Origin of the sequence: Flammeovirga kamogawensis (assembly GCF_018736065.1) — a bacterium.
Taxonomy (GTDB): Bacteria; Bacteroidota; Bacteroidia; order Cytophagales; family Flammeovirgaceae; genus Flammeovirga; species Flammeovirga kamogawensis.
Map to the genome: position 1 here is coordinate 396648 of NZ_CP076130.1, position 24381 is coordinate 421028.

The window sequence follows — 24381 nt, forward strand, 5'->3', positions numbered from 1 at the left end:
TACAATTCAAGGTAATATTAATTAAAATTGAAAAAAAACTAACTTAACACCCCTAAAAACTCAATTTACACTCGTAAAATTAACGCACAGCATCATTTAATTTACGCGAAGCAACAAACTGACCAAACGCCATATAACACCACACAATTGCGTGTTAATGAAATTAAACAAGAAGAAAAGTTATTTTAAAATTATCCAATAATTTCTTAGTTAAATCCTTGCTGATACATAATGTATTGTCTACATTTATAACACACTATTATAAAAACAACACAGTCTTTTACTATTTTTTTCGCTTTAACTACTGTGTTAATTAAGAAGATAAACATACACTTTTTTAAGATTCAACATTTGACTTTACTTTAACTTACATGATTAGATTTTACATTATATTCCTTATTCAATTTTTAGTATTATCTATAACAACAGGTGTACTAGCACAAAACAATACATCTCAGTTTACTCCATTAACAAAGTATGGAATGAATGAGGGGATTTCTCACTATGGCGTTACTACTTTATTAGAAGATCACAATGGTTTTATATGGTTGGGAACTTATAATGGCTTAGATAAATTTAATGGATACGATTTTACGAGCTTTAGAAATAATGACTATGAGCGTATTCTTACAAGCAACAAGATTAGAGCACTCTACCAAGATGATCAAAAAAACATATGGATAGGCACAGAAAATGGTTTAAATATCTATTTATATGATCAACAAAAATTTAAAGTAATTGAAGCAAATACCTTGGGTATTAAAAATGACAAACCCTTTATTATTGCTAAAATTCTTTCTATCCAAGATTACATCGTATGTATAACAGAATATGAAGGTATTCTTCTATTTAATAAAAAAACATATCAACTAGAACGTTCTCATTATGTAGAAGCTATTGAGAAGTCCTTTCAATTTGTTTCTGATGCAATCACCTTAGATAATGAAATTCTTTTAGTTTCAACAACTAAAGGGTTACTCGCATACAATATTAAAGAAGACAGACACCGCTTTGTATTAACAGAAAGTATTGGTGCCTCTAGAGGGTTAGCTATTGATTGTGACAATAATATTTATATTGTTGATTATAATGGTATAAATCATGTTACAACACAAAAAAATGGTGAACATTACTCTTTCAACTTCCAAAAAACTATTTTTCCAACTACAAGGTTTTTAAATATTGAAGCTAGTAGCGATGGAAGTTTATGGTGTGGAATGCTTTCAAGAGGATGTGCATTAATTCGTGATCCTGCTAAATTACCTAACAATATTAAGTTTAGTGAAATTACACCTGAACATTATTTAGATATTGGGAGAGTAAGTGATTTCCTACCAAATGACGATAAATTTAATAAAGTATGGATTAGCTCTTTTAGTGATGGGTTATTGGTATTTGATAAAAATGCTTCTGCTTTCAAGTATTCTGATTTAAATACTGCTGAACTTCGTGGACAAAATTTTACAAATAAAATCTTAGAAGGTTGTGTTTGGGATAAAGACCACGTATTACTTTGCTCCTATTTAAGAGGTTTAGTATACTTTAATACCACTACTGGAGAAATAGATCCCTTACCTAAAGAGTTTAATTCTAGCCCTGTTAACTTAAATAATGCGGCTGTTGTAAAAGATAATAAAGGAGGGAAATGGCTTAGGTTTACAAAAGGAAAAGGTAAATGGTATTATCAACCAGCAAACGAAACCAAAAAGTGGATTCAAGTTTCTAAAAATGGCCGTCCAAATAAGCACTTCTCTAAATTAAATAAAGTAGTTGTCGATAAGTATGGATATTATTGGTTAGCAGCCAAAATAGGTCTTTTTAGAATACTGATGTCAGAGCAAGGTGTTGTTGAATACATAGAAAAATTGGATAGTAATCCGAATGTAAATTTATCTGATGCAAACAATATTAAAACCCTACATATAGACTCTGCTAGTAATAATGTTTGGGTTGGTACAAACCTAAATGGCCTGCTTCTAATAGAAAACGACCCGTCATTAAGCATGAATACGATGAATATTCAGCAATACAATTATGACGCTGAGAAGGACGAAAATTCTGAAATTCCATCTAACCACGTATCAAATATTATAGCTCTACCAAACAATAAACTTTGTATTGGTTTAGAAGGTAAAGGTATTTGTATAATTGATAAAGTAAGTAATGGAAAATTAGAATACAGAAACTATTCTGAAAAAGATGGTTTGGATAATAATGTTGTCAAAAAAATTGTTTTTGATGGTAATAACAACTTATGGATTACTACTGATAAAGGGTTAAATCAATTTGATATTACCACAAATACATTTAAAACTTTTGCTTCTGAAGATGGTGTTAAAGCCTATGCTTTTGAAAATGTTGGTTTTAAGCAATCCGATAATAGAATTGTTTTTGCAGCAGGAAATGGCATCTGTTATTTTAACCCTACTAAGATTAAAATTGAAAAACCATTACCTAAATTCACTTTTGGAGAAATGGTACTTTTTAATCAAAAAGTTAGTGTAAATGATACTATAAACGATAGAGTTTTATTGGATAAACCTTTAAATGAACAAAAAGGAATTACTTTAAAATACGATGAAAATGTTTTCTCTATCGAACTGTTACTTTTACATTATTCTAACCCTTCAATCTTTAAAGTAAAATACCGTTTATTACCACAAGATAAAGAATGGATAGAAACAACATCAGAAACAAAAAATGCTTCTTTTAACGGTCTACCTCCTGGCAAATATACGTTAGAAGCAATGGCGTCTAACTCAAAAGATAAATGGACAGCCCCTATCCGATTAGATATTCGTATAGATCCTCCTTTATGGAAAACTCCACTTGCTTACATTCTATATATTTTAAGTATTATAGGTATCGTTTATATCATAATTAGATTTATGCTGAACCATACTCACTTAAAACATGAGTTAGAAATAGAACATATTGAACGTTTAAGAATAGATGAACTAAACAAAACCAAAGAACGTATTTTCATGAATATCTCTCATGAATTTAGGACGCCAATTACATTAATTAGAGGTCCTATACAAATGCTTCTGAATATGTTTAAGTCGAATCAAGATGCTTTTGTTCATCTCGATTTAATTCAACGTCAATCAAATAAAATGCTTCAGTTGGTTAATCAGGTTCAAGATTTCCAAAAAGCAGAACAAAGTGTGTTGAAATTAAAAACAGCAAATTTTGATTTCACAGACTTGATTATGGATATCAAAAAAGACTTTGATCATTTAGCAGAGTTACAATCTAAAAAATTGATCATAGAAGGAGATGCTAATCAGTTATTTATTACCGCAGATCGTTACAAGCTAGAAATTGTACTCAATAACCTATTAAACAATGCCTTTAAATTTACTAAAGAAGGCGATACCATTAAAATTGTTTATGGTCACGATGAAAACGCCCTATTCTTTAAAGTAGAAGACACCGGTATTGGTGTTAAAGCAGAAGAGCTTCCTTATGTATTTGATCGTTACTACCAAACTGAAAATTCTAATACCTACTCTATAGGTTCAGGAATTGGTTTGGCTTTCTCTAAGCGCTTAGTAGAAATGCACTTTGGTAAAATTGGTATTGATAGTACCTTAAACAAAGGAACAACTTTCACTGTAACTCTACCTGTAAAAGTTAATTGCACAGAGCAGTTGAATGAGGTTAGAATTAAAGATATTCTAGAAAAAGAAAGTGACGAAGAAAAGCAAAAAATAATGCCAAATAGTTTGGAGTTACCAAGCTATTTAATGGATGAAAGTTTAAAAGAACTGAATGTTTTCTATGTAGAAGACAATGAAGAATTAAGAACTTTTGTTTACAGTGTATTTAAAGATTATTTTAATGTTACTTGCTTTGTAAATGGGCAAGAATGTTTAGATAAGTTAGAAGATGAATGGCCTGATTTAATTATTAGTGATATTCTAATGCCAGAACTCAATGGTTTAGAATTATGTCAGAAAATTAAATCAGATATAAGAACAAGTCATATTCCTGTTATCTTATTAACGTCAAGATCTTCTGTAGATGATCAAGTGAAAGGACTTGAAGTTGGTGCAGACTTCTATATCTCTAAACCATTTGATATGAAGCATTTAATTGCGACTTCTCAGATGTTATTAAAAAATAGAAAGCAATTAAGAGAGCGTTTCCAAATTGATTTCCCTATAGAAGTAGAAAAGAAAAGTACTTCTAAAGATGATGCTATTTTTATAGAGAAATTTTATGAGTTAATTGAAGAGAACTTAGAAAACGAAGACATAGATATGAATGTTTTTGCTAAAGGTTTGTATTTAAATAGAACTACTTTCTTCCAAAAAGTAAAAGCAATAACAAATTATACACCTTACGAGTTACTAAAAATTTATAGACTGAAAAAAGCCGCAGAATTATTAGTACAAGAGAACCTACCTGTTGCAGATGTTTGCGTAAGAACTGGGTTTAAAAACCGTACTCACTTTAGTAGAATGTTTAAAGAATACTATGGTGTTTCACCAAGTAAATATGGTAAAAAGGTGGCTGAAAAAGCATAAAACATTCCCCTATCCACTACTAATTTTTGGATAGGGGAATCTTATAAGAAAACAGTTAAAAACATCACTTTAATTGATAACATTTAATGTATAGTAACATCTAATGTTCTTACAGAAACCAAAATATTTACTACTGCATCTACCTTTACAACACAAACAAATACAATTACAGTTTAATTTTTTTGTGATGAAAAATCTACTTATTAAAACATTAAGCCTAAGTTTTATCTCTCTAGTGAATCTATATTCATTAGAATGTAATGCACAACATTCTCCTGTTTCTGATCCGGAAAACAAAGACAAATGGATTCTAAATGAAACACTAAGTGATGAATTTAATGGTACAACATTAGATAAATCCAAATGGTGGATTTTAGGTGAAAACGGTGACTATAGAAAAAAATGGAAAGGACGTGCACCTGCACAATTCGTAGATCATAATGTAGCTGTTGAAAACGGGAATCTGATATTAACGTCTCAATGGGAACCTGAGTTTGAGTTTATAAAAGGCCAGAAAAACAACGGTGTTTTCTATGGAGGAACTAAAGAAAAAGCAGATAATAGTAAACCTATTACACAAGCTTGTATAATGAGCGAATCGTTCTTTAAGTATGGTTATATGGAAATTCGAAGTAAGGCGGCTAATGCTCCTGTTACGTCTAGTTTTTGGACAACAGGCTACCACTCTGAAATTGACATGACAGAGAATTTTGGTAAACTTTCTGCTGAAAATCCTTACAATAAACCGGAACAATTAGAACGTAAGTACCGTACAAATTTAATCAGTTGGGATCCACAAAAAGCCAAAGATCACAAACACTATAAAGTGGAAGATGTATTGGATGTAAGAGTTGCAGACGACTATCATGTTTACGGTTTTGAATGGGATAAAGACTACATTAAAATTTATTTTGATGGAAAATTATTACGAATTTCTACAAGAGAGGAACTCGAAGAAAAGGATCAATGGAGGCATCAATTCCCTCAAGAATTATGGATCAATTCTGAAGTTTTTGAATGGTATGGTTTACCGAACAAGGAAGATTTAGAACAACCTGCAGATTATTTGATTGATTATGTTAGAATCTGGCAGAAAGAAATAACACCGCCCAACTTTAATGCCTTAGGTTTTGAAGGACCTTTCTATTTCCAGGGACGCAGTATGAACTGGTGGGCTCCAAATAAAGACCATTGGAGAATGACAGATGATAAAGCTGCAAGTGGGGATTTAAGCCTATGCTTTAACTATGAAGGTGATTTTAGTGACAAAAATTATAATATCTTCGCTCCGTATGGTTCTTTAGATTTACCTAAAGGTTCTAATGAAGTAGAATTTAAAGTTTGGATTGATAAAGATACAGATATCAAAAAAATAGATCTCATTTTAACCAATCCGACAACAAATATTTCTTTTGATTTATCAAATGTCAAAAAAGGGAAATGGGTAAAAGTTTCTCAAAAATTTACAAGAAATAAAGATTCGGTTCAAGATTTAAAAAATGGTGACAGAGTACAAATTCAGTTAAAAGGAAATACTATCACTAGTAAAAAAGCTCTCTTGTATATCGATGATATCGAGTTTAAACATAATAAAGGGTTAGCGAAGTAGTAGCTATTTTTTTACAGTATATTTTGCAATACGTAAATAACAACAAAATACTTAGATTTAAAAAGGATGTATATTTCCTATTATTTCTTAGTATGCTAAAATTAAGTTTAGCTACAAAAACAACAAGAGGTAACTAATTACAGCTACCTCTTGTTATACATTTAAGACCAAATAAGATATTGAAATACCTATGTTAAATACCAAAAATAGTATCTAATAATATTCGTACTTTATGTTTGTAATTATATCTTCCATTGGTTCAAATTCTCCTTGAGAATTATACTTATAAGGTGTATATGTTTCAATAGCAGAAACAGGATAACTCCCATTATACTCATATTCAATAACAGTATCAATGTATCCGTTATGACCCCTTTTTGTTTTATTTCCTTTTTGCCTTTCAAATTCCGGATAAAGATATGTACTTGAGTAAACGAAGCTTTTACTATCTCGATAGTCATAAGAGGTCGTAGGGTTATTATCTGTACTTTCCCCCTCTTTATAATTATAACTAGTCCATCTAACACTTCCATTACTATCTATATATTCAGCAACAAACATAGCATACATAGTACCATCTAATCGGTATTTTTCTTGCTTACTATAACCAAATTGAGGGTGTTCATAATAAATGTAGTTATAGTTATTATACTTCTCATTTAAATAGTTTATGTAATCTATTTTATACTTTAGTTCAGACACTTTACTATATATTCTAGTGTACTTAAGAACACTTTCATCTAAATTGTAATAATTACAATAAACTGAATCATTTGAATAAGAATAATGTATTACAAAATTTTCTTGACTTGGTATACCTTCTATTTTTTTATAATGAATTACTTTTACAATTTTCTCATCTTTATTATAAAAATATTCAGAGGCTAATTCTCCATTTTTATAAACAGCTTTTAATTTTCTATCAAGAAAATCTTCATCGAAAGTTGAACAAGCAGATACTAAGGCAAGTAATAAAAACCAGATAGATTTTTTCAACATATTGAAAATAGTTAATTATTTGTTTGAAGAGTTAAATTTAGTTGCGTCAAATGTAACATATTAATATTAAAAAAGTCTATTAAGAAGATCATTTTCTACTTAATAGACTTTCATTCACAAAAGCTTTATTCACTCACTTCCAAATACAACACCTCCAAAGGCTTCATTTTAAAGTCTTTAGGATGATCAGTACCTTCAATTATATTCTTGATTTTTACTGGATTCCCATTATTTAATTTAAGAGATAAATTTGCTTCTTTATTCCCTAAATTCACAATAGAAAGTAACTGGTTTCCATTCTCATCTTGCGCATATCTCCACATACATGCTTTATGATTATTCGCGTTGTTTTCTTCTAAAATTAATGGTTGTTGGTCTGTCACTTTAGACAGGGCTAAAGTTTTAATATTTGAAGCTTTATTTGCGAAAATTAATTCACCTTTAGCCTTTTCAAGTGGTTGCAATTCTCTACCATATTCATCTTTTAGTATACTCTTTCTATCAATTATTATTTTACCTCCATTAGATAAATATTGCTGCAAAGCATTTCTTTCTGATACGGTTACAAAAGGGGTATTTTGAATAACAACAACATCCCATAACAACATATCTTGTTTAGATAAAATCTTCTCTGTAACAAAACCAATAGCTACCCCTTCAAACATTAAATTTTCGTAAGAGTGATACACTTCATCCATGTGATTATCTATATTGATTGCAGAAGTCTCTGAATGAAAAATACGTACTGGTTTTCTTAATTTCTGAATTGCACTTAACCCCATAGCGTTGGCGTTCATATCAAGATAAGTGAGTGTCATCTCGTTCATCACACGGGGCATCTGTGTTACTGAGGCAGCATATCCCTTTGTATTCTTTCTTAATGATCCATCAACATTTCTTGGGAAAAACCACGTCTGACATGCATTTAAACCTAATGTTGTTGCAAGCCAGAAAGTAGCCCTAACATAATCGGGTTTCATGTATAGGTCTCTAAATCTAATAGTAGAAATAAAGTGATTTTCCGAATTAAAAATTATCTTATCAGGAGATACAGATTTCATGAAATCATAACTAATACAAAGTTGTCTCCAATCAAAGCTATACTTACTCTTCCATTCTGGTACTTTTTTTCTCCACATATCAGAATAAACTGCTCCTGCATCGTTGCCAATTACAGAAGTAATTTCAGTCATAGTTTCTAAATCAATACCCATATCCCTTGGGTTTTCTGTAAACAAATGCGTCATTACTTTTATATGCGTATTGGCTTCTTGATCGTATTTATGAATTATATCAGTAAGACTCTGAAACCACTCGTTCCCTCTCACCTGATTAAAGCGCATCCAATCGTACCAAATGGGTGTACCTTGCAAATTTCCATTCATTGGTATTGTAACTTGAACCGCATCAAAAGAAGAAAACGTTGCCCCCCAAATAGCATTTAATGTGGCAACATCTTTATGTTTTTCTTTAAGGTAATTTCTAAATTTTATCAACGTATACTCAGAAACTCCTCCAGTATCCCAAGACCCCTCTTTAGTGTGCCAATGTGGCTCGTTGGTTAACATATAGCCTAATTCTGCATAATTTTTCCCTTTCATTAAAGGAACTGTTTTACTTAATAATAACTCCTGTAAAACTAAAGTATTTGGGTTATCAATATCGTAATCAAAATATCTACGTTTACCTTCTAATGCTTTTGGGTATTTCTGCTTAAACCATTTAGGAGGGTTTAAATGATTTAAAAATGCAGTACCAATCCTACCTGTAGGCTTTGTTTGTAAGTCTTTAATTAATTTTGGTTTAATTGTACCACTTTCATCAAGCACATAATTTGACGTCATAAAAAAACCATCTAAATTTCCATGATACTCTGTTAAATAAGGCACTTTGGGTTTCCATGTGTAATCTAAAAGAAAGACGGGCCTACCATCATTCTGAACAATATCACTGCCTTTTATATGTGCATTGTTCCAATCAATTCTAGTAATTTTTTGTTTTTTAATTTTACCAGCTAACGCCAAGTCTAAATTTTCTTGTCCCTCTTTAAGCATAATAATTACCTCTCTCCTTTCAAAGTTTGGTAAATCTTCAGCCACTTCTTTGGCCGTTGCTTTATAAGTATTTAGCGTTTTGAATAAGTTATAATTGTAGTCAATGTTTTTCTCATCCCAATTGGCAAAAGTCTTAAAAATATCCGCTGTTCTTAAAGTACTTTCCTCTTTAGTTACATCAATTCCTTTTTTCTTTGCCTTCTTAATAAGAGCTTCTAAATTCTTAACTTCATTTTCAATCTCATTATTTAGATCCTGTCCCAAAAGGGTACTGCTTAGTAGTACAAAAAAAAGTAAAATTGCACCTGTTCGTTTAAAAAAGTTTCTCATGTTATTTGTCTTAATCACACACATTATTGGTGTTTGTTTATTAAAATGTTAGTAGATCTCAAGTTAAAAAAGTACCCTTACCTGTACAATTTATACAGGCAAGGGCATACATTAATTCTTAATTACATATTGTGCTTTTTGGTTTTCTATCTTAAAAAGGTAATGCCCTTTTTTAAAACCCCTTAAATCTACCTCCAATGTTTTATTCTCAGAATGAATTACTTTGATTTCAACCCCATTTAGATCAAAAATATGTACTTCATATTTTTCTTTATGATAGTCAACCTTTACAAAATCAACCGTTGGATTTGGGTATAATGTAAGGCTTGTTTCTGTCTTTTCAGGTTTAAAATCTAAAAAGAAAGGGAAGGCATGTCCTTGATAATTCTCAAAGTGTTGAGCGTTGATAGGCAACTCATTATCAAAATTTAAAGCTGTATAAAAAACATCACTATTTACATTTGTAGTATTCCCTAGTAAATGTTTACCTGTAGTTTCGTAAACCGCCATAATCCAATAATTACCTGCATCTAATTCTATAGGTTCAATTGCTACAGAAGTCAACCCTTTACCAAGTTTATTCACTTCACTTACAGCAATTAATTCATCTGGGGTATTCTCTAAATCAGAGTAAATTGCCATTTTAACCTTAGTACCAGTACTGTTTCCAATAATATTTATTGAAGAAATAATTCCATCTTTCGTAACCTCATAAGGTGTACCTACTAAATAATTAGCAGAAGAGAGAATTTCATTTGTAAATTTAGACGTATCTATTTGTGCTATTGATGTACTTATACATGTTAAGTACAAGAATATTATAAATATATTTTTCATTTCTATGTCTTTTTAGTTAGGATTATTTAAGGATGTAGTCGGTATCAGCAGTACCATTAATAATTACTTTAGCCTCGTTTCTATACACAACTTTGGCCCCTGTATATACTCCACCTAACACTTTAATTTGGCTGTTTGATGGTAAGTCTACATTGTACCTCCCTAGTGTTGTACCTATAGATGTAGCGGAATGTTTCGCCGTGAAAATAACCGGTGCAATTGGGTGTGTTTTGTAACGCTGACCACCCGCATCTTTAGCAACCAAAGACACAGCCCCCGGTTTAGGCGACATAGAATTTCTGACCCTAACTAATTTAGTTCTATGTAATTCAGTCATAAATCGTAATCCTTCCAAACCACTATCTGCAGGGTAATTCTCAACTTTTAATGGATTTGTACCTCCCGAAACCTTATTTTCTATAGTTTGAGTAAACGAGATATTTTCAAATTTTGTATTGATAAATTTCCCTCTTCTACTTAGAGGTGTTAGGCTTGCTGATGCAATATATACTGTAGACAAACTATTTTTTGCTGATAACCCAGTAGCATAAATGTTATTACAAATCTTAGCATGTGGCTTAATAAAAAGAGCAGCAAAACCCAATTCATTTGATATATTTTTGATATATATATCATCTATTGAGCCCATTTTCTTACTTTTTGTAAGATTAAGATCATCCTTTGCCTTACCACTTCCTGGCTCAAGACGAACTGTAATTCCTTGGTTACCTTTCAAGTTTTCCATGTAGATTCTTTTACCACTAAAAGGTTGTACAAGAGCATAGCCAGTACCTATTTTTGTAGCTTTCGCATTCTTAATCACTCCTTGCATAGGAATACGACCAAACGTCTCTAAATCATAAGTTTGCCTTCCATCAATCTTACCTAAATACCTACTATCTGCCACTAAAAATACAGAAGGGTTTAGTGTATAATTGTCTTTAATGATAAAACGAGACAATGCAAAGTTTTTCACATACCCTACTTTAAAAGGTGTTGCATCTGCTAATGGATTAAAATTGCCTAAATCAATTGTAAACCAAGAGTTGGGGTTATCCGATGCTCCAACAATTTCAATATTAAAAATTTGCTCTTGATTTTTATTTGTAATACGACCTAAATTAAACAAGGTACTGTTTCCGTTAGAACGATCTATTTTAAAGGTTACATTACTTGCTACCTCAATTCTAATATTAGATTTAAGATGAATTTGACCAATCGTATAGGTACCCGATAGAAATTTAATAACTCCACCACCCAATGCAGAAAGACGTTCAATTTCATCGTTCACTTGTTTTGCAGTGGCTTGACCGTTTCTAAAAGTAGCTGTGCCTTTTACTTTAACTCGATTCACAAAAAAAGTGAGATTTCTTGTTCCAATAGTTGCTTTTTGAGTTCCAATTGTAGTTTGAGCAATAACATCAAATTGAAAGCAGAGAAAAATAGTAGAAATTAGGAGAGCTTTTTTTAAAACCTCCATTTTAAAGTAATAATTCTTAATTATCATAGTAATTTGTTTAACAATGAATCTATCATCAAAATTGATATATAGATTCACTAGTGTTCATTCCATTTACAGCTTTCGCTAAAAGTTATTATTGTTGATCAGGCAATACTACTGTTAGAGAAAACATCTATAAATGTTTATCATACATTTCATTTAAAACAAAACTAGATGCGACACTTACTAATTAAGTTACTTTACGTATAAATGATGTTGCTTTAAGTTGATTAATCTATCGTGATTCCTTCTATTTTGCATTGAAACCTATTCCTACAATTTCAACCTTAAATTTAACCGTAGAACACTTACATAAATCACTGATTTTCTGACAATTTAACCAGTACTTCTATTGCTTTTTTTGCATCTTTTCTGTCCACAAAAATATGATCGTGATAATACCCTGCAATCACGTTACAGCTTATACCATTATTTGCCAATTCCGTAGAAAATAATGCTGTTAAACCTACGGCATCTAAAGAAGAATGAATTGTTAGTGTTATCCAAGAAGCTATATAATCGTAGTCTAAATTCAGTTGATCTGCCTTTCCTTTTTCAATTACAATGGTTGTTCCTTCTTCTTCTTTAAACTCACAGATTGTATCTTTTCTATCTATGTCATCTACCGTTTTTAATGTGGTAAATATATATTCTCCTTCATTTAATTTAGGAGTCATTCCTTTTATTAAATTAGATAGATTTGTTTCTCCTGTTGACATTTTATTTGGGGTCTTGTAAAGGTTAAACGAATAGGTTTTTACTTTCTTCAAGATGTAGAATACCCACATTAATCACAAACTTATTTAGGTTTAAAAACGTTTTATTGGTTATAAAAAATGATGCTAAAATCGAGGAAGGGTATTGTCATTAATTCTCAGTATTAAAAAACAATCCTCTCATTTAACATCATCAATAATTGTATCAAGAATTAATTTTCTGAGCCATTAATTCTTCCTATCGCAATAAGTAATTCACATCATCAAAATCCCATAAGGTATTTTTTGAAATATATAAATAAGTAGTTACTCCATCATTTCTATCGCTGTATTCTTTCGTATCTCAATTGTTTCTTTTGATTTCTTATCTGTTTTAATTCCTAAAGTTGTATTACCAGAATAGGTATTATTTTTAATCGAAATAGCTGAACAGTTTACAAATTCGAACATAGGTGCTTCTGAAAATAATTGCACTTTTTCAGTATTCTGAATAATCTGATTGCCTTCAATTAAAAGGTTATCGGTATTGTATGCCCAAATAATTCTGTTATCAAATGTATTTATCTTATTATTGATAAATCTTATATTTCGATCGTAAATAGCTGTTCTATCAAATGTTTTTCCTAACCTCGGCGTTACATACATTACTGCATGTTCTACTCCACTTGTAGCACAGTTATAAAATGTATTATTCTGAATTAATACATCTCCCACCTGACCAGATTCAAACCAAAAAAATGATTCTCCTCTAAATAATATTGATGACATACTAGACGAAAGAAAATTATCTTCAATGACAATCTCTAACGGAGTTTTTAAAATTATATTTCTTGCTCTATGATTTTGGATAGTACAGCCACGCATCGTAAAAGTAGGATTCCATGTTTTATTCTCAAGAATATCATTAATTTTTAGGGATGATGGTAGTGCTTCATCAAACGTAATTTTAGAAAAACGATCATTAATAAAATCAACTGATTTAACTGTAAGCACTTCTCCTCTATCTGGATTTGGTGCTTGAACTAACCAAATTTCATCACCAACTCCTGCAAACTCAAACCCTAATTGTTGGAAATGTTCTAACCGAATGATCACACTATGGTTATCAATTACTTTATTTACTGTTACATAAGTTCCATGAACATTTGTACCATCATCTAACATGTTCTCAAAGCGACAGTTCTCTACTAAAACCTTGCCTTTTACATTACAAAAGTGAGTTGCATCTGCTGTTGAAGAAATAAGTCTATCGCTACCTTTTTCTACATAAACACCACTATTCTTTATTGTAATATTTTCAGATCGTTCGGCTAAAAAACCCATTCCTAAAGCATGGTGAACAACTGTTTTATCAAAAACAACATTTGAAGAGGAGATAACATGAAATGCTGGAGCATATCTATTTTCTTCGTGTGGCCCTTTAAAGTTGATCATTTCTCCATTTGTTGGATACTTTCTCATTTTACCATAAAAGCGATAAATTCCATCTTTTCTTTTTTCAACTTTTTCTGGTCTATACGTTTCATCTAAAGCACCATGAGCCACCGCTTTTGTTGTTTCATTAAATGTAAGCGTATTGCCTAAACCTGTGTAATGAAACCCATCTATATTAGGGAAGGTAATCACTCCTTTTTTAAGTTGCCAAGAATACCCTTTCTGTGCCATTTTCACATCTATCCATTGTGCCTTTTTATCTGATGCCATCACTTTACCTTGAATGGTAAAAGGAATGTCCCAGTCAATTTTTAAATTGTTTACACGAACAGAAGAACAGTGATCGAATAGAAATGGAAGAATTTGTCCGTGGAAAACTAATTCTGCTCCATTTCCTTCAATCACAACACTTTCAAAATTTTCGAATGGAAAAGCAATCTTCTTTAAACCATTTTTATGGTTGGTGATAAAGCTATACTTTTCGTAAGCAAAATCTGGTTTAAAAAAGTAGGTTGCATTATCTAACACTATTTTTACCGATTTACTTTTTACATTTTCTAAAGCAGCTCTCAAAGTCATTGTCATGTCTTTACCTTTCTCTGCTTTAAGGTGAATTACCTCTTCTGCTTTCGAAACATTAAGCATAAAAAACAGGAGTACTACTGTGATATATTTATAATTCATCATTTTTCTAATTGTCTTTAATTACTTAACATCCAATTGGAGACTACCTTTTAATTTTCCATTTTCTGCTGTTGCATGTAGTTGCAATTCCTTATTAAAAGATTCAAACTGAAGTACGGCCGTTCCAATTCCAGCTTCTGTAGTTATGCCCTTTTTATTCATTAAAACAGCATTTCCGTTTATATTCAACTCAATTTCTTTATTATAATCAGGTACTAAAGTCCCGTATTTATCAACTACTTTGATATAGGCAAACACAACATCTTTACTATTTGAAGCCAATGGAATTTTAGATTCATCTATTTCTATTACTAAATGATCTGCACTTTCTGGTGTTCTTACCAACGTTGTCTCAACTGCTTTCCCACCTATATATCCTATAGCTTTTAATGTCCCTTTTTCAAATTTATTTAATTGAAAAGTAAACGGAGGATGAGGTAAATTGATGGCTTTTTTATCTTGATCTGGCTTTTGCTTTGCCACTAATTTATTATTTAGATAGAACGCTACTTCATCACAATTACTATATACTTTTACCGACAAAGGTGATTTATCTGTCCAGTAAGAAGCTATTTTTAAGGTAACTGGAATGTGTTTAGTTGGCTCACGTTGTGATTGATAGAAATAATAAGCAAATTTTTCTATCCTAAAAAGATCAGAAATACCCGATAATTCTAAGTCATCATGGTACCCTCGGTTGTAATCAAACATTACCCAATAGCCATCGCCAAATGCTTCTGTACCTAAATTATCATTTAGAGCCTCTTGTACATTATATGCTTGCATAAGTAATCTTCGTTCTCCAAAGCTCCTAGCTTGCCTGCTCGATGTTTCGTATCGTGTGGTTTTATCTAATTGATGCTGATTTAAACCTGCATTTTTAGAGTAATATTCCCAATCACCATATTCAGAAACAAAATAAGGACCTTTCCACTCTTCTCTTGCTTCAGGATGTAAAATTCTATGTTGCCTTGCTTGTAAGTAAATATCATAACCTTCATTCATCCATCCGGCAGAGAAACTTTGTTTTGTAGGATACTCTTCGTGTGCAATAGCTGACAATTTTTGCCTAAATTCTAGTGGCATTTTTGTCTCGTTTAAAGATACCTCCCATGCAATTACATTGGCGTGGTTTCTATCTCTTCTAATTAGATCTTTTGCCGTTTGAAAAATTTGATTTCTAAAAGCAGCAGTAGGTTTATAATATTGCCATCCTAAAATTGCATCTAAAGTTAACAGACCCAGAGAATCACAGGCATCCATAAAAGAAGGTGAATGTGGATAATGTGATAATCTTACTACATCAAAACCTGCATTTTTAATCTTTATTGCATCTCTAATTTCTGCATTTGTAGATAATGCATAACCAATATAAGGATATTCTTGATGCCTATTTACACCTCTTAAATACCTCTTTTTACCATTTAAATAAAAATCTCTACCAACAAAACTAATATGCTTTATACCAATTTTTGTCACCTCTTTATCAACGGTTTTTTTCCCATCCATCACTTTTGTAATAAGTGAATATAGATGTGGAGAGTCTGTATCCCATAATTTTGGGTTCTTTACCGTAATAGACTGTTTAATGGTACTACTTTCATTACTCTTTATAAAAATTGACTCACTTTTTACTTTTCCTATTAGCTTATTTTTATAACGTAACTCCTGTACAATTGTCACATTTTTAGCTGTTTTATACAGATTTTTAATGTCTGATTGAATAGCAACTACAGCTTTTTTAGTACTAACTTCTGGATAAGTCACAAAAATTCCACCTCCAGCAACTTTATCTTCTAAAATAGCATTTGTGATATGTAAAGGGTCTTTGATCAACAGCCATGCATTTCTATACAAGCCACCAAATGTATTAAAATCTAGAATCTTGAGAGGTTTAGGTCCAGTTACGGCACTATCATTATTGTCTAACCTAACAACTATACAATTCTCTTTTTCGAAACTAACATAAGATGATATATCAAAAACAAAAGGTAAATACCCACCAATATGTTTTTTTACAAACTGACCATTTACCCAAACTTCAGCAATATTCATTGCCCCTTCAAACTCTATAAAGAACTTCTTGCCTTGCTTTGTTTCATCAATAAAAAAAGTCTTTCTGTACCAGGCTATCCCCTGCCACTGATTATTTACAACCATAGGCTCTATATTAGTCGTATGGGGTAGTGATACTGCTTTCCAACCCGATACATCGAAAGACAAACTGCTTACTTTTTTATAGTCTAGCGCTGACGTTTCTTTACTGAACTTCCATTCTTTATTAAAAGGTACTTTATCACCAGCAACAGCTTTCAAAGTAATTGTTAAACTTATAGTTGTTAGAAGTAATATATATAGTAATAATTGTTTCATCTTCTCAATAGTTTCTTGTGCTGTATGTGTTGGTCTACATTCAGTTTAGGTTATTTTGCCTTACTGATGTATTTAATACACTACAAATGTGAGAAACTATTCATGAGACAATGTGCCTTTAAGTAAAAGTTGTGTTTTTAAAAGTACAACAATGTTTTTATGCTACGAATAAAACTTTTTGTTGTAGTAAAATGGGGTAATCACCCACAAATAAAGAATTCTTCATAAAAAGAACGCTAAACAAAGTAGGATCATAAATTAACTGTAACAGACAAACTAAAAACGCATACAACCCTCTATTTCTAGTATTATTTCAATATTTGTTGACATGTAGCATTAATACAATTAATGTATTGCTATTACACATTGAGAATTTTGTGACGTTCTCATGATTATTAAAAACAAACCTTTGAAATGAAACAACTATCAATCGTAGTATTACTTTTAATCTTTTGTATTGGCTGTTCTTCCATACAACAGAAAAATGAAAATAAGCAAGTAAATATTTTATGGCTTTTTGGCGAAGATATTGACCCTTGGATGCCAATTTATGGAGATTCTACCATTACAACTCCATCTATTGATTTTCTGGCTAATAATGGAGTAACTTTTACAAATTGTTATTCTATGTCGCCTGTTTGTTCTCCTGCTCGATCAGGTATTTTTACTGGAGCAATGCCAACAACTATTGGTATGCACAACCATAGAACAGGACGTACTGTAACCACTTCGTTGCCAGATTACGTAAAGGTCGTTCCTCAGTTATTTAAAGCACATGGTTACCATACTTTTAGTACAGGAAAAGACGATTATAATTGGAGTTACAATTGGGAAGATTATTGGACTGGAACATATACGGAGAAAAAACATTTTGGAAAAACAGGTACAGGTAGCTGGAATGATAGAAAAGAAGGACAAGCTTTTTTTGGAGTGATAGAATTATATGGTGGTAAAAACCACAAGAAACCATCTGTTTTAGTAGATCCCAAAGAGGTTAATGTCCCCCCTTATTACCCTGATATTCCATCTGTAAGAAAAGAAATTGCAGACCATTATAATCAAATAAAAGTAACTGATAATGAAATTGGCGAAATTATAGAGCAACTAAAAAAAGATGGTTTATATGAAAATACTATTATTGTTTTCTTTTCTGATAATGGGTATAAATTACTGCGTGATAAACAGTTTTTATATGATGCAGGCTTACATATGCCAATGGTATTTTCAGCTCCTGGCAACCCTTTACTTTTACAACAAAAAGGTATTCGTAAGGATTTAATTAGTTTACTTGATCTAACCGCTACTACCCTAAACCTTGCAGGAATTAGTATACCTGATTACATGGAAAGCAAAGATCTATTTGAAAAAGGTTATCACAGAGATTACATTATTGCTGCTAGAGATAGATGTGATTTTACAATAGATAGAATTAGGGCTGTAAGAACAAATCAGTTTAAATATATCAAGAATTTCATGACGGATAGACCATTAATGCAGTTGCAATACCGATCACATAAACCAACTTATAAAGCATTAATGAAAGCATATAAAGATGGTGTTCCATTTGCTAGTGAATGGCTTTCTGATGTTAGGCCTCCTGAAGAATTATATGATCTACAAAAAGATCCTTATGAACTTCATAATTTAGCTGAAAACCCTTCTTATAAAAAGGAATTAGACGCACTCCGGTTAACGTTAAATAATTGGATTAAAGAAACAGACGACAAAGGGCAATACCCTGAAAGTAAAGAGCAATTGCAGGCTGTTTATCAACGTTATGGTGATCGTTGCATAAATCCTGAATATGATAAAATAAAGTCAGATAATTTATAATAGTAACAACTAAACTAGTATTCAAAATTTATATTAAGGGCAAGGTACTTTTACTTTGTCCTTTTTTTAGTAATCATAAAACATAAATCTAAATTTTATGATCATTATATCAGCAGTTGTTATTATATGGCATCAATAAATTCTATTAAACTCTTAGGTACATCTTTTTTCTCTTGAACAGTTCCTGTAGTATTTTTGATGGTAAACTCATCGCTGTTAATTTCAGAAGAAAACTCAATATAATAGAGGAAATTACCATCTTTAGAGACTTCACAATTTTCTACTATTGTTTCTGCTTCATCAAAGAAGTTTGTAGGAGTTAGAATGTAATGTTTCTTTTGCTTATTTGAATTAGAGCCCATTAATTGTATAATTTCTTCTAATGTTGCTGATACATTATTGTAATTGTAATCTAGCGTAAAAGATAAAATGTCATTATCTCCGTATTTTCTTTTACTCCTTTTTTTCAGTTTTTTAGTTGAAATAGCATACACTTCCTCCTCTTCTAATAATACTTTATCACGATTAAAATTACTATGCGATTTAGAGATAATGAGGTCATCATTACGATAGGAATAAGCAAACTTTAAAATGTTATCAGCACCAGCTATATCTTCGGTTCTAGTTTTTGATGTATACGTACCATTATCATCATAAGCATAAACTAAGTCGACATATTCATTAACTATATGTGTTAGCATACCCTCAGAATTGTAGTAATATTTATTTTCAAGCTCTAGGTTCTGATTCTCTTCCATTACCTTCGTAATCTTATTGTCCTCATCATAAGACAAAGTAAATAAGGAATTCACATTCTCAAACGTTTCAACAATCCCTTCATCACTGTACGTAATATCAACTGGAAAATTGGCATTAGAAATATACTTTTCAATATAACCTTCTTCATCTAACTCGTAAGATGACCTAAAAAATTCCACAAATTTTCCTGTATCCGCTCTTTCATAAAAAACAGAACTTAATGGTATTCCCTCATCATTTACTGTATGTTCAATATAAATAGCGTTTTTCCCAAATTCTTTTAAACCAGTAATATTAATGGATGAAGTTTTTAAATCCTTTCCTTCTAAAGTATGTTTAAAAGTAATCGGCTCCTTTAAAAAGAAAGTGAAATATTGTTCAAATGAGGACGTAAAGTTATCTATAGAAATTTCTTTTTCTACTTCATCTTCAACTGTTTCATCATCTTTAAAAAGATTACAGGAAGTGGAGAATAATACTAAGAAGAGTATTGCAAGTAATTGCTTATTCAGGTTCATGATATATCGAGCAGTAATAGTTAATTAGCATACAAATATACGTATTAAATCGTATTATTTCAATACTCTGAAAATATACTAAATCCCAAAAGCGCCCATTTAAAAGTGTCTAAATTACAGCTTTACCTCTATATTCTAATGGTTCTACGTTATACTGTTTCTTAAATTCTTTCGTAAAATACCGGACATCATTAATACCCACAAGGTCGATGATTTCTTTTAAACTATATGGCGTTGACAATAATAAATCTGCAGCTTTCTTCAATCGGATAGAACGAATAAAACCCACAATAGTATTATTTGTACTACTTTTTATTTTTCTATATAAAGTTGATTGACTCATACACATATGATCTGCTAAAAATTCTACTGTCAATTCTTCCTTATCAATATTAAGTTCAATAAAATCTATTGCTTTCTGTAATAATTTTTCTTCTTCTGATAGAACCTTTTCAGGTAGTATTTGTTGCTGTTCTTTTGGTTGTAACCTTCCTTTATAAAATTGAATGAGGAGGTCTCTATGTACAAGAATATTTTTTATTTTCTCTTGAATTACTTTACTATTAAAAGGCTTTCTGATATAATCATTTGCTCCGTGTTCTAAACCTTTTAATTCATTTCCTGTAGTTGCATTTGCTGTTAAAAGAATAACAGGAATGTGAGAAATCTTAGGATCACTCTTTATAATTTGACATAATTCTATACCATCCATTTCTGGCATCATCACATCAGACACTACAACATCAATAGCTTGGTTATGTATCAATTTTAAAGCTTTAACGCCATTCTCTGCTTTAAAAACATTGTACTGATTTTTAAATACTTCTTCTAGGTAATTTAAAATATCAACATTATCATCTACCAATAACAACGTGTGCAACTTCTCTTCATTGTATGGTGTTACATGAATATCTTGCTCTATTTCTTTCACTTTGTTTTCTTCAAGTATACAAGGTTTAGTTGCTAGAATTGGAAGTTCAAAAGTAAAAATACTTCCCTCTCCATATTTACTACTCACAGAGATCTCCCCTTCATGTAAATCAATTATACTTTTAGAAAGTGAAAGCCCTATACCTGTTCCTTTTCTTTGTTTAGTTTGTTCGGCATCTACTTGGTAATATCTGGTAAATATAGATGCAAGTTCCTCTGTAGGAATTCCAACCCCTTGGTCTTTTACTCTTACTTTAATACTATTTTTAATCTCTAATGATACTGTAACTGCTTTCCCTTTAGGAGTAAATTTAATGGCGTTAGAAAGTAAGTTATTAATTACTATATCTACCTTCTCTTTATCAATTTTATAGAGCTGATCTTTTGTGGAAAAATCTAGAAATTCTAAGGTTAAACCTGCATAATGTGCTAAGGGCTGAAACTCTTGAAACTTATTATTTATTAATTGCTTGATAGAATAAAAAGAATACGAAAGCGACAACTTATTGTCTTCCATTTTTCTAAAATCCAATAACTGATTTATCAGCAAAAGTAAATTATTTGTATTTTTATTAATTAATTGTAGTCTAGGTTTAAACTTTTCTGGCAATTCATTTTCATCTAATAACTCTTCTAAGGGTGCATGTATTAGGGTTAGTGGTGTTCTAATTTCATGAGAAATATTTGTAAAAAAATTCATTTTCGCTTCTGTCAATTCATGTTCTTTTTCCTTTTCTACATTGGCCAATTTCAATTCACTTTCTAGTTTTTCTTTTCTAATGAAAAAAGAGAAAATACTGTAAATAATAAATCCAATTAAGAGGAAGTAAATAACAATTGCAGGCAACGAAAACCAAGGAGCAGGTTTTACATCAATTACTAACTGATTCACATCGCCACATTCTCCACTTCTACAAGCTTTAATTTCAATTATATTTTCCCCAACAGGTAATTGTGTTAAAGTTATTCTAGGGTTATGAAGGTTATCAATCCAGGCATCCGAAATGCTTAAAATTCTATATGAAAAATTGACATTTTTTTGATCGATATATTCCGATGTATTTACAGACAAACCAATCACTTTATCTTTATAAGAAAGTGCTATTTTTTTGGTGAAAGGTAATGTTGTTTTAAGTATAATATTACCATTTACTTCTTCTCCTACGGTTACATCAGTAGTATTAATTTTTAATCTAGAAAAGTAAACATTAGGGTTATATAACGGTTTACTAATAAAATTAGGAGCAAATACTAAAAGCCCTTTTTGTCCGCCAAAATACACCTGATCTTTGTGTTTATAAACAGCTCCAATATTAATGGATGATACAGTAACTCCGTCTTCTTTGGTATAGTTTCTTATAATATTGGACGTTAAATTAATGCTACTAATCCCTTTAGAAAGCCCTAACCACAATTGCTTATTACTATCTAGTACAATGGCATTAATACAATCATTTTCTAAGCCAGAGTTCTTGTTGTAAAAATCTATAAATTGAGGTTCGTCATGAGACGTATCTAAAACCATAAGGCCTGTTGCACTACCTATATAAAGTTTATTACCGTTATCAGCACTTAAAAGTGATAAAATAATATTTGAAGGGAAATCGAATTTATTCTTAAGGTCTATAAATTTAAAGGTCTTTAATTTAGTATTCATTTGGTACAAACCATTAAAAGTACCTAACCAAATAATACCATTTTTACCTTTTACAATATGCTCTACCCTATCAGAGCCAAAGTAATTTTCTTTTTTCTCAACTGGTGCATAAAAGGTAATTTTGTTTAATGCTATTTTTTCAATATTTGGAACAATTGCTAAGCCACTTTGCTGTAAACCTATATATAAAGTCTTTGATGTTTGATCCAACCATAATGATTTTATCTTTCTGAACTTTACATTTCCTAAAAATTGATATGTTCCTAATGGGTTAGTTTTAGAGAAAATAAATAAGCCCGAAGAAGTACCTACATACATTTTATCTTTGTACTCTAAAAAAGATGAAATCAATTTATGCTGAGTACAAGGAATAACTGTAAACGTATCGTTGTCTTTCCATTTAAAACCAACTCCTCCATTTTTTGTTCCAATCCATTGGTTGTCATTTTCATCAATTATTAAGCTATTGATGTTGTTATCGGGTAACCCAATATTTTTTTTAAAAGTATTGGCTATTTTATAGATTCCCCTGTTCTCAATTAGTTTAACAACACCCCCGTGTGTGGTCGTTACCCAAATCAAATTATCATCTATAAAAACATCTGTAATGCCCTCATAATTTTTATTCAATTCATCATTCGGAAGTAAGTCAATTTTAGTAAAGTGCGATTTCTCTGGGTTACTTCTATACAAACCATTCTTCCAAGTTCCCACCCATAAACGCCCTTGTTTATCTAAATATAAAGTATTGATTAATTTTAGGTTTTCGTTATTTACACCTTGTAATTTTTTATAAGATTTATCTTCTAAGTCATACTCGAACACTCCATTTGGTGTACCTAAAAAAAGTACATTTCTATGTTTGTCATATACCGACTTTGTAATCCATTTTAAAGGTTTTAATGCATGTTTTGCAATGCTATTGTTTTTCTTATCGTACCTAAATAATCTTCCACCTGAACCATACCATATGCTCTTGTCATTGGTTTCTTGAATTGAAAAAATCACATCGCTACTTTGCTTGTGCTTAATTAGTTTATTTTGAGCTAAATCAATTACTAAAAAGCCATTTGCCCAAGTACCAATACATAAAAGACCATCTGATGTTTCTTTAATAGAAGTCACCCTAAGAAAAGAATTGTTATTGGTTATTGAGGTAAACAAGTGATTATAGCTCACAAATTTATCTTTGGTTAAATCATAAGAAGCTAAACCACCACTTTTAGTTCCTACCCAAATAACATTGTTACTTCCTAACTCTAAAGTCTCTACATCTTCACTATAAAATTCCTTGTATTTGTTAGACGGTTTCAGGTATTCAAACCCATGTGCATCTAATTTTACAATACCTTCGCTACTCGCAAACCACATCACGCCTTGCTTATCTTTTATAACCCTAGTTACAGAATTATTAGACAAACCATTCGAGACATTTAGATACTCAAATAAGTAGTTATCTTTTGCACTAGATGAACTACTTATTGTTAATAATAAAATATATAGAAGTAAATAAAATTTATTCATTCAGTTAGCCTTAATATTGTACAGTGTTAAAAATACACTAATCAAAAATTCTAAAAAAATTGGACAAGAGATTTGATGTTAATAACTCTTG

At 30.9% G+C, this 24381-nt stretch carries 12 protein-coding genes; 3 read left to right on the plus strand and 9 right to left on the minus strand.

Annotated features, from left to right (window positions below):
• The first annotated feature begins 371 nt into the window (after positions 1-371).
• Together KM029_RS25735 and KM029_RS25740 are read left to right on the plus strand one after the other, a co-directional pair.
• Entirely contained in the window at positions 372-4532 is a 4161-nt protein-coding gene (locus tag KM029_RS25735) for a hybrid sensor histidine kinase/response regulator transcription factor (protein WP_144077278.1), read from the plus strand.
• Positions 4533-4719: 187 nt separating this feature from the next.
• Complete coding sequence (locus KM029_RS25740) at positions 4720-6141, plus strand: family 16 glycosylhydrolase (RefSeq protein WP_158631272.1); 1422 nt, start codon at positions 4720-4722, stop codon at positions 6139-6141.
• A gap of 213 nt (positions 6142-6354) precedes the next feature.
• On the opposite strand, the gene KM029_RS25745 is transcribed toward KM029_RS25740, so the two are convergent.
• The 7 genes from KM029_RS25745 to KM029_RS25775 all read right to left on the minus strand — a co-directional run bounded on the left by KM029_RS25745 (position 6355) and on the right by KM029_RS25775 (position 17069).
• Positions 6355-7140 (minus strand): hypothetical protein, encoded by a 786-nt coding sequence (locus tag KM029_RS25745; protein WP_144077280.1) that lies wholly within the window; start codon positions 7138-7140, stop codon positions 6355-6357.
• A 125-nt stretch (positions 7141-7265) separates the two neighbouring features.
• Entirely contained in the window at positions 7266-9524 is a 2259-nt protein-coding gene (locus KM029_RS25750) for a beta-galactosidase (protein WP_158631273.1), read from the minus strand.
• Positions 9525-9635: 111 nt separating this feature from the next.
• Entirely contained in the window at positions 9636-10361 is a 726-nt protein-coding gene (locus KM029_RS25755) for a T9SS type A sorting domain-containing protein (RefSeq protein WP_144077282.1), read from the minus strand.
• Positions 10362-10383: 22 nt separating this feature from the next.
• A complete protein-coding gene (locus KM029_RS25760; RefSeq protein WP_144077283.1) occupies positions 10384-11868 on the minus strand; it encodes a hypothetical protein in 1485 nt (494 codons plus the stop codon).
• 311 nt (positions 11869-12179) lie between these two features.
• On the minus strand, positions 12180-12581 hold the full coding sequence (locus KM029_RS25765; RefSeq protein ID WP_144077284.1) for an ACT domain-containing protein: 402 nt from the start codon (positions 12579-12581) through the stop codon (positions 12180-12182).
• 303 nt (positions 12582-12884) lie between these two features.
• On the minus strand, positions 12885-14699 hold the full coding sequence (locus tag KM029_RS25770) for a right-handed parallel beta-helix repeat-containing protein (RefSeq protein WP_144077285.1): 1815 nt from the start codon (positions 14697-14699) through the stop codon (positions 12885-12887).
• An 18-nt stretch (positions 14700-14717) separates the two neighbouring features.
• Entirely contained in the window at positions 14718-17069 is a 2352-nt protein-coding gene (locus KM029_RS25775; protein ID WP_144077286.1) for a glycoside hydrolase family 2 protein, read from the minus strand.
• A gap of 414 nt (positions 17070-17483) precedes the next feature.
• Here KM029_RS25775 and KM029_RS25780 point away from each other — a divergent pair, with 414 nt between their 5' ends.
• Complete coding sequence (locus tag KM029_RS25780) at positions 17484-18902, plus strand: sulfatase family protein (protein ID WP_144077287.1); 1419 nt, start codon at positions 17484-17486, stop codon at positions 18900-18902.
• Between the two features lie 122 nt (positions 18903-19024).
• On the opposite strand, the gene KM029_RS25785 is transcribed toward KM029_RS25780, so the two are convergent.
• On the minus strand, positions 19025-20179 hold the full coding sequence (locus KM029_RS25785) for a hypothetical protein (RefSeq protein WP_144077288.1): 1155 nt from the start codon (positions 20177-20179) through the stop codon (positions 19025-19027).
• Between the two features lie 109 nt (positions 20180-20288).
• Positions 20289-24290: an ATP-binding protein gene (locus KM029_RS25790; RefSeq protein ID WP_144077289.1), complete on the minus strand. Its 4002-nt coding sequence runs from the start codon at positions 24288-24290 to the stop codon at positions 20289-20291.
• Positions 24291-24381 lie beyond the last annotated feature (91 nt).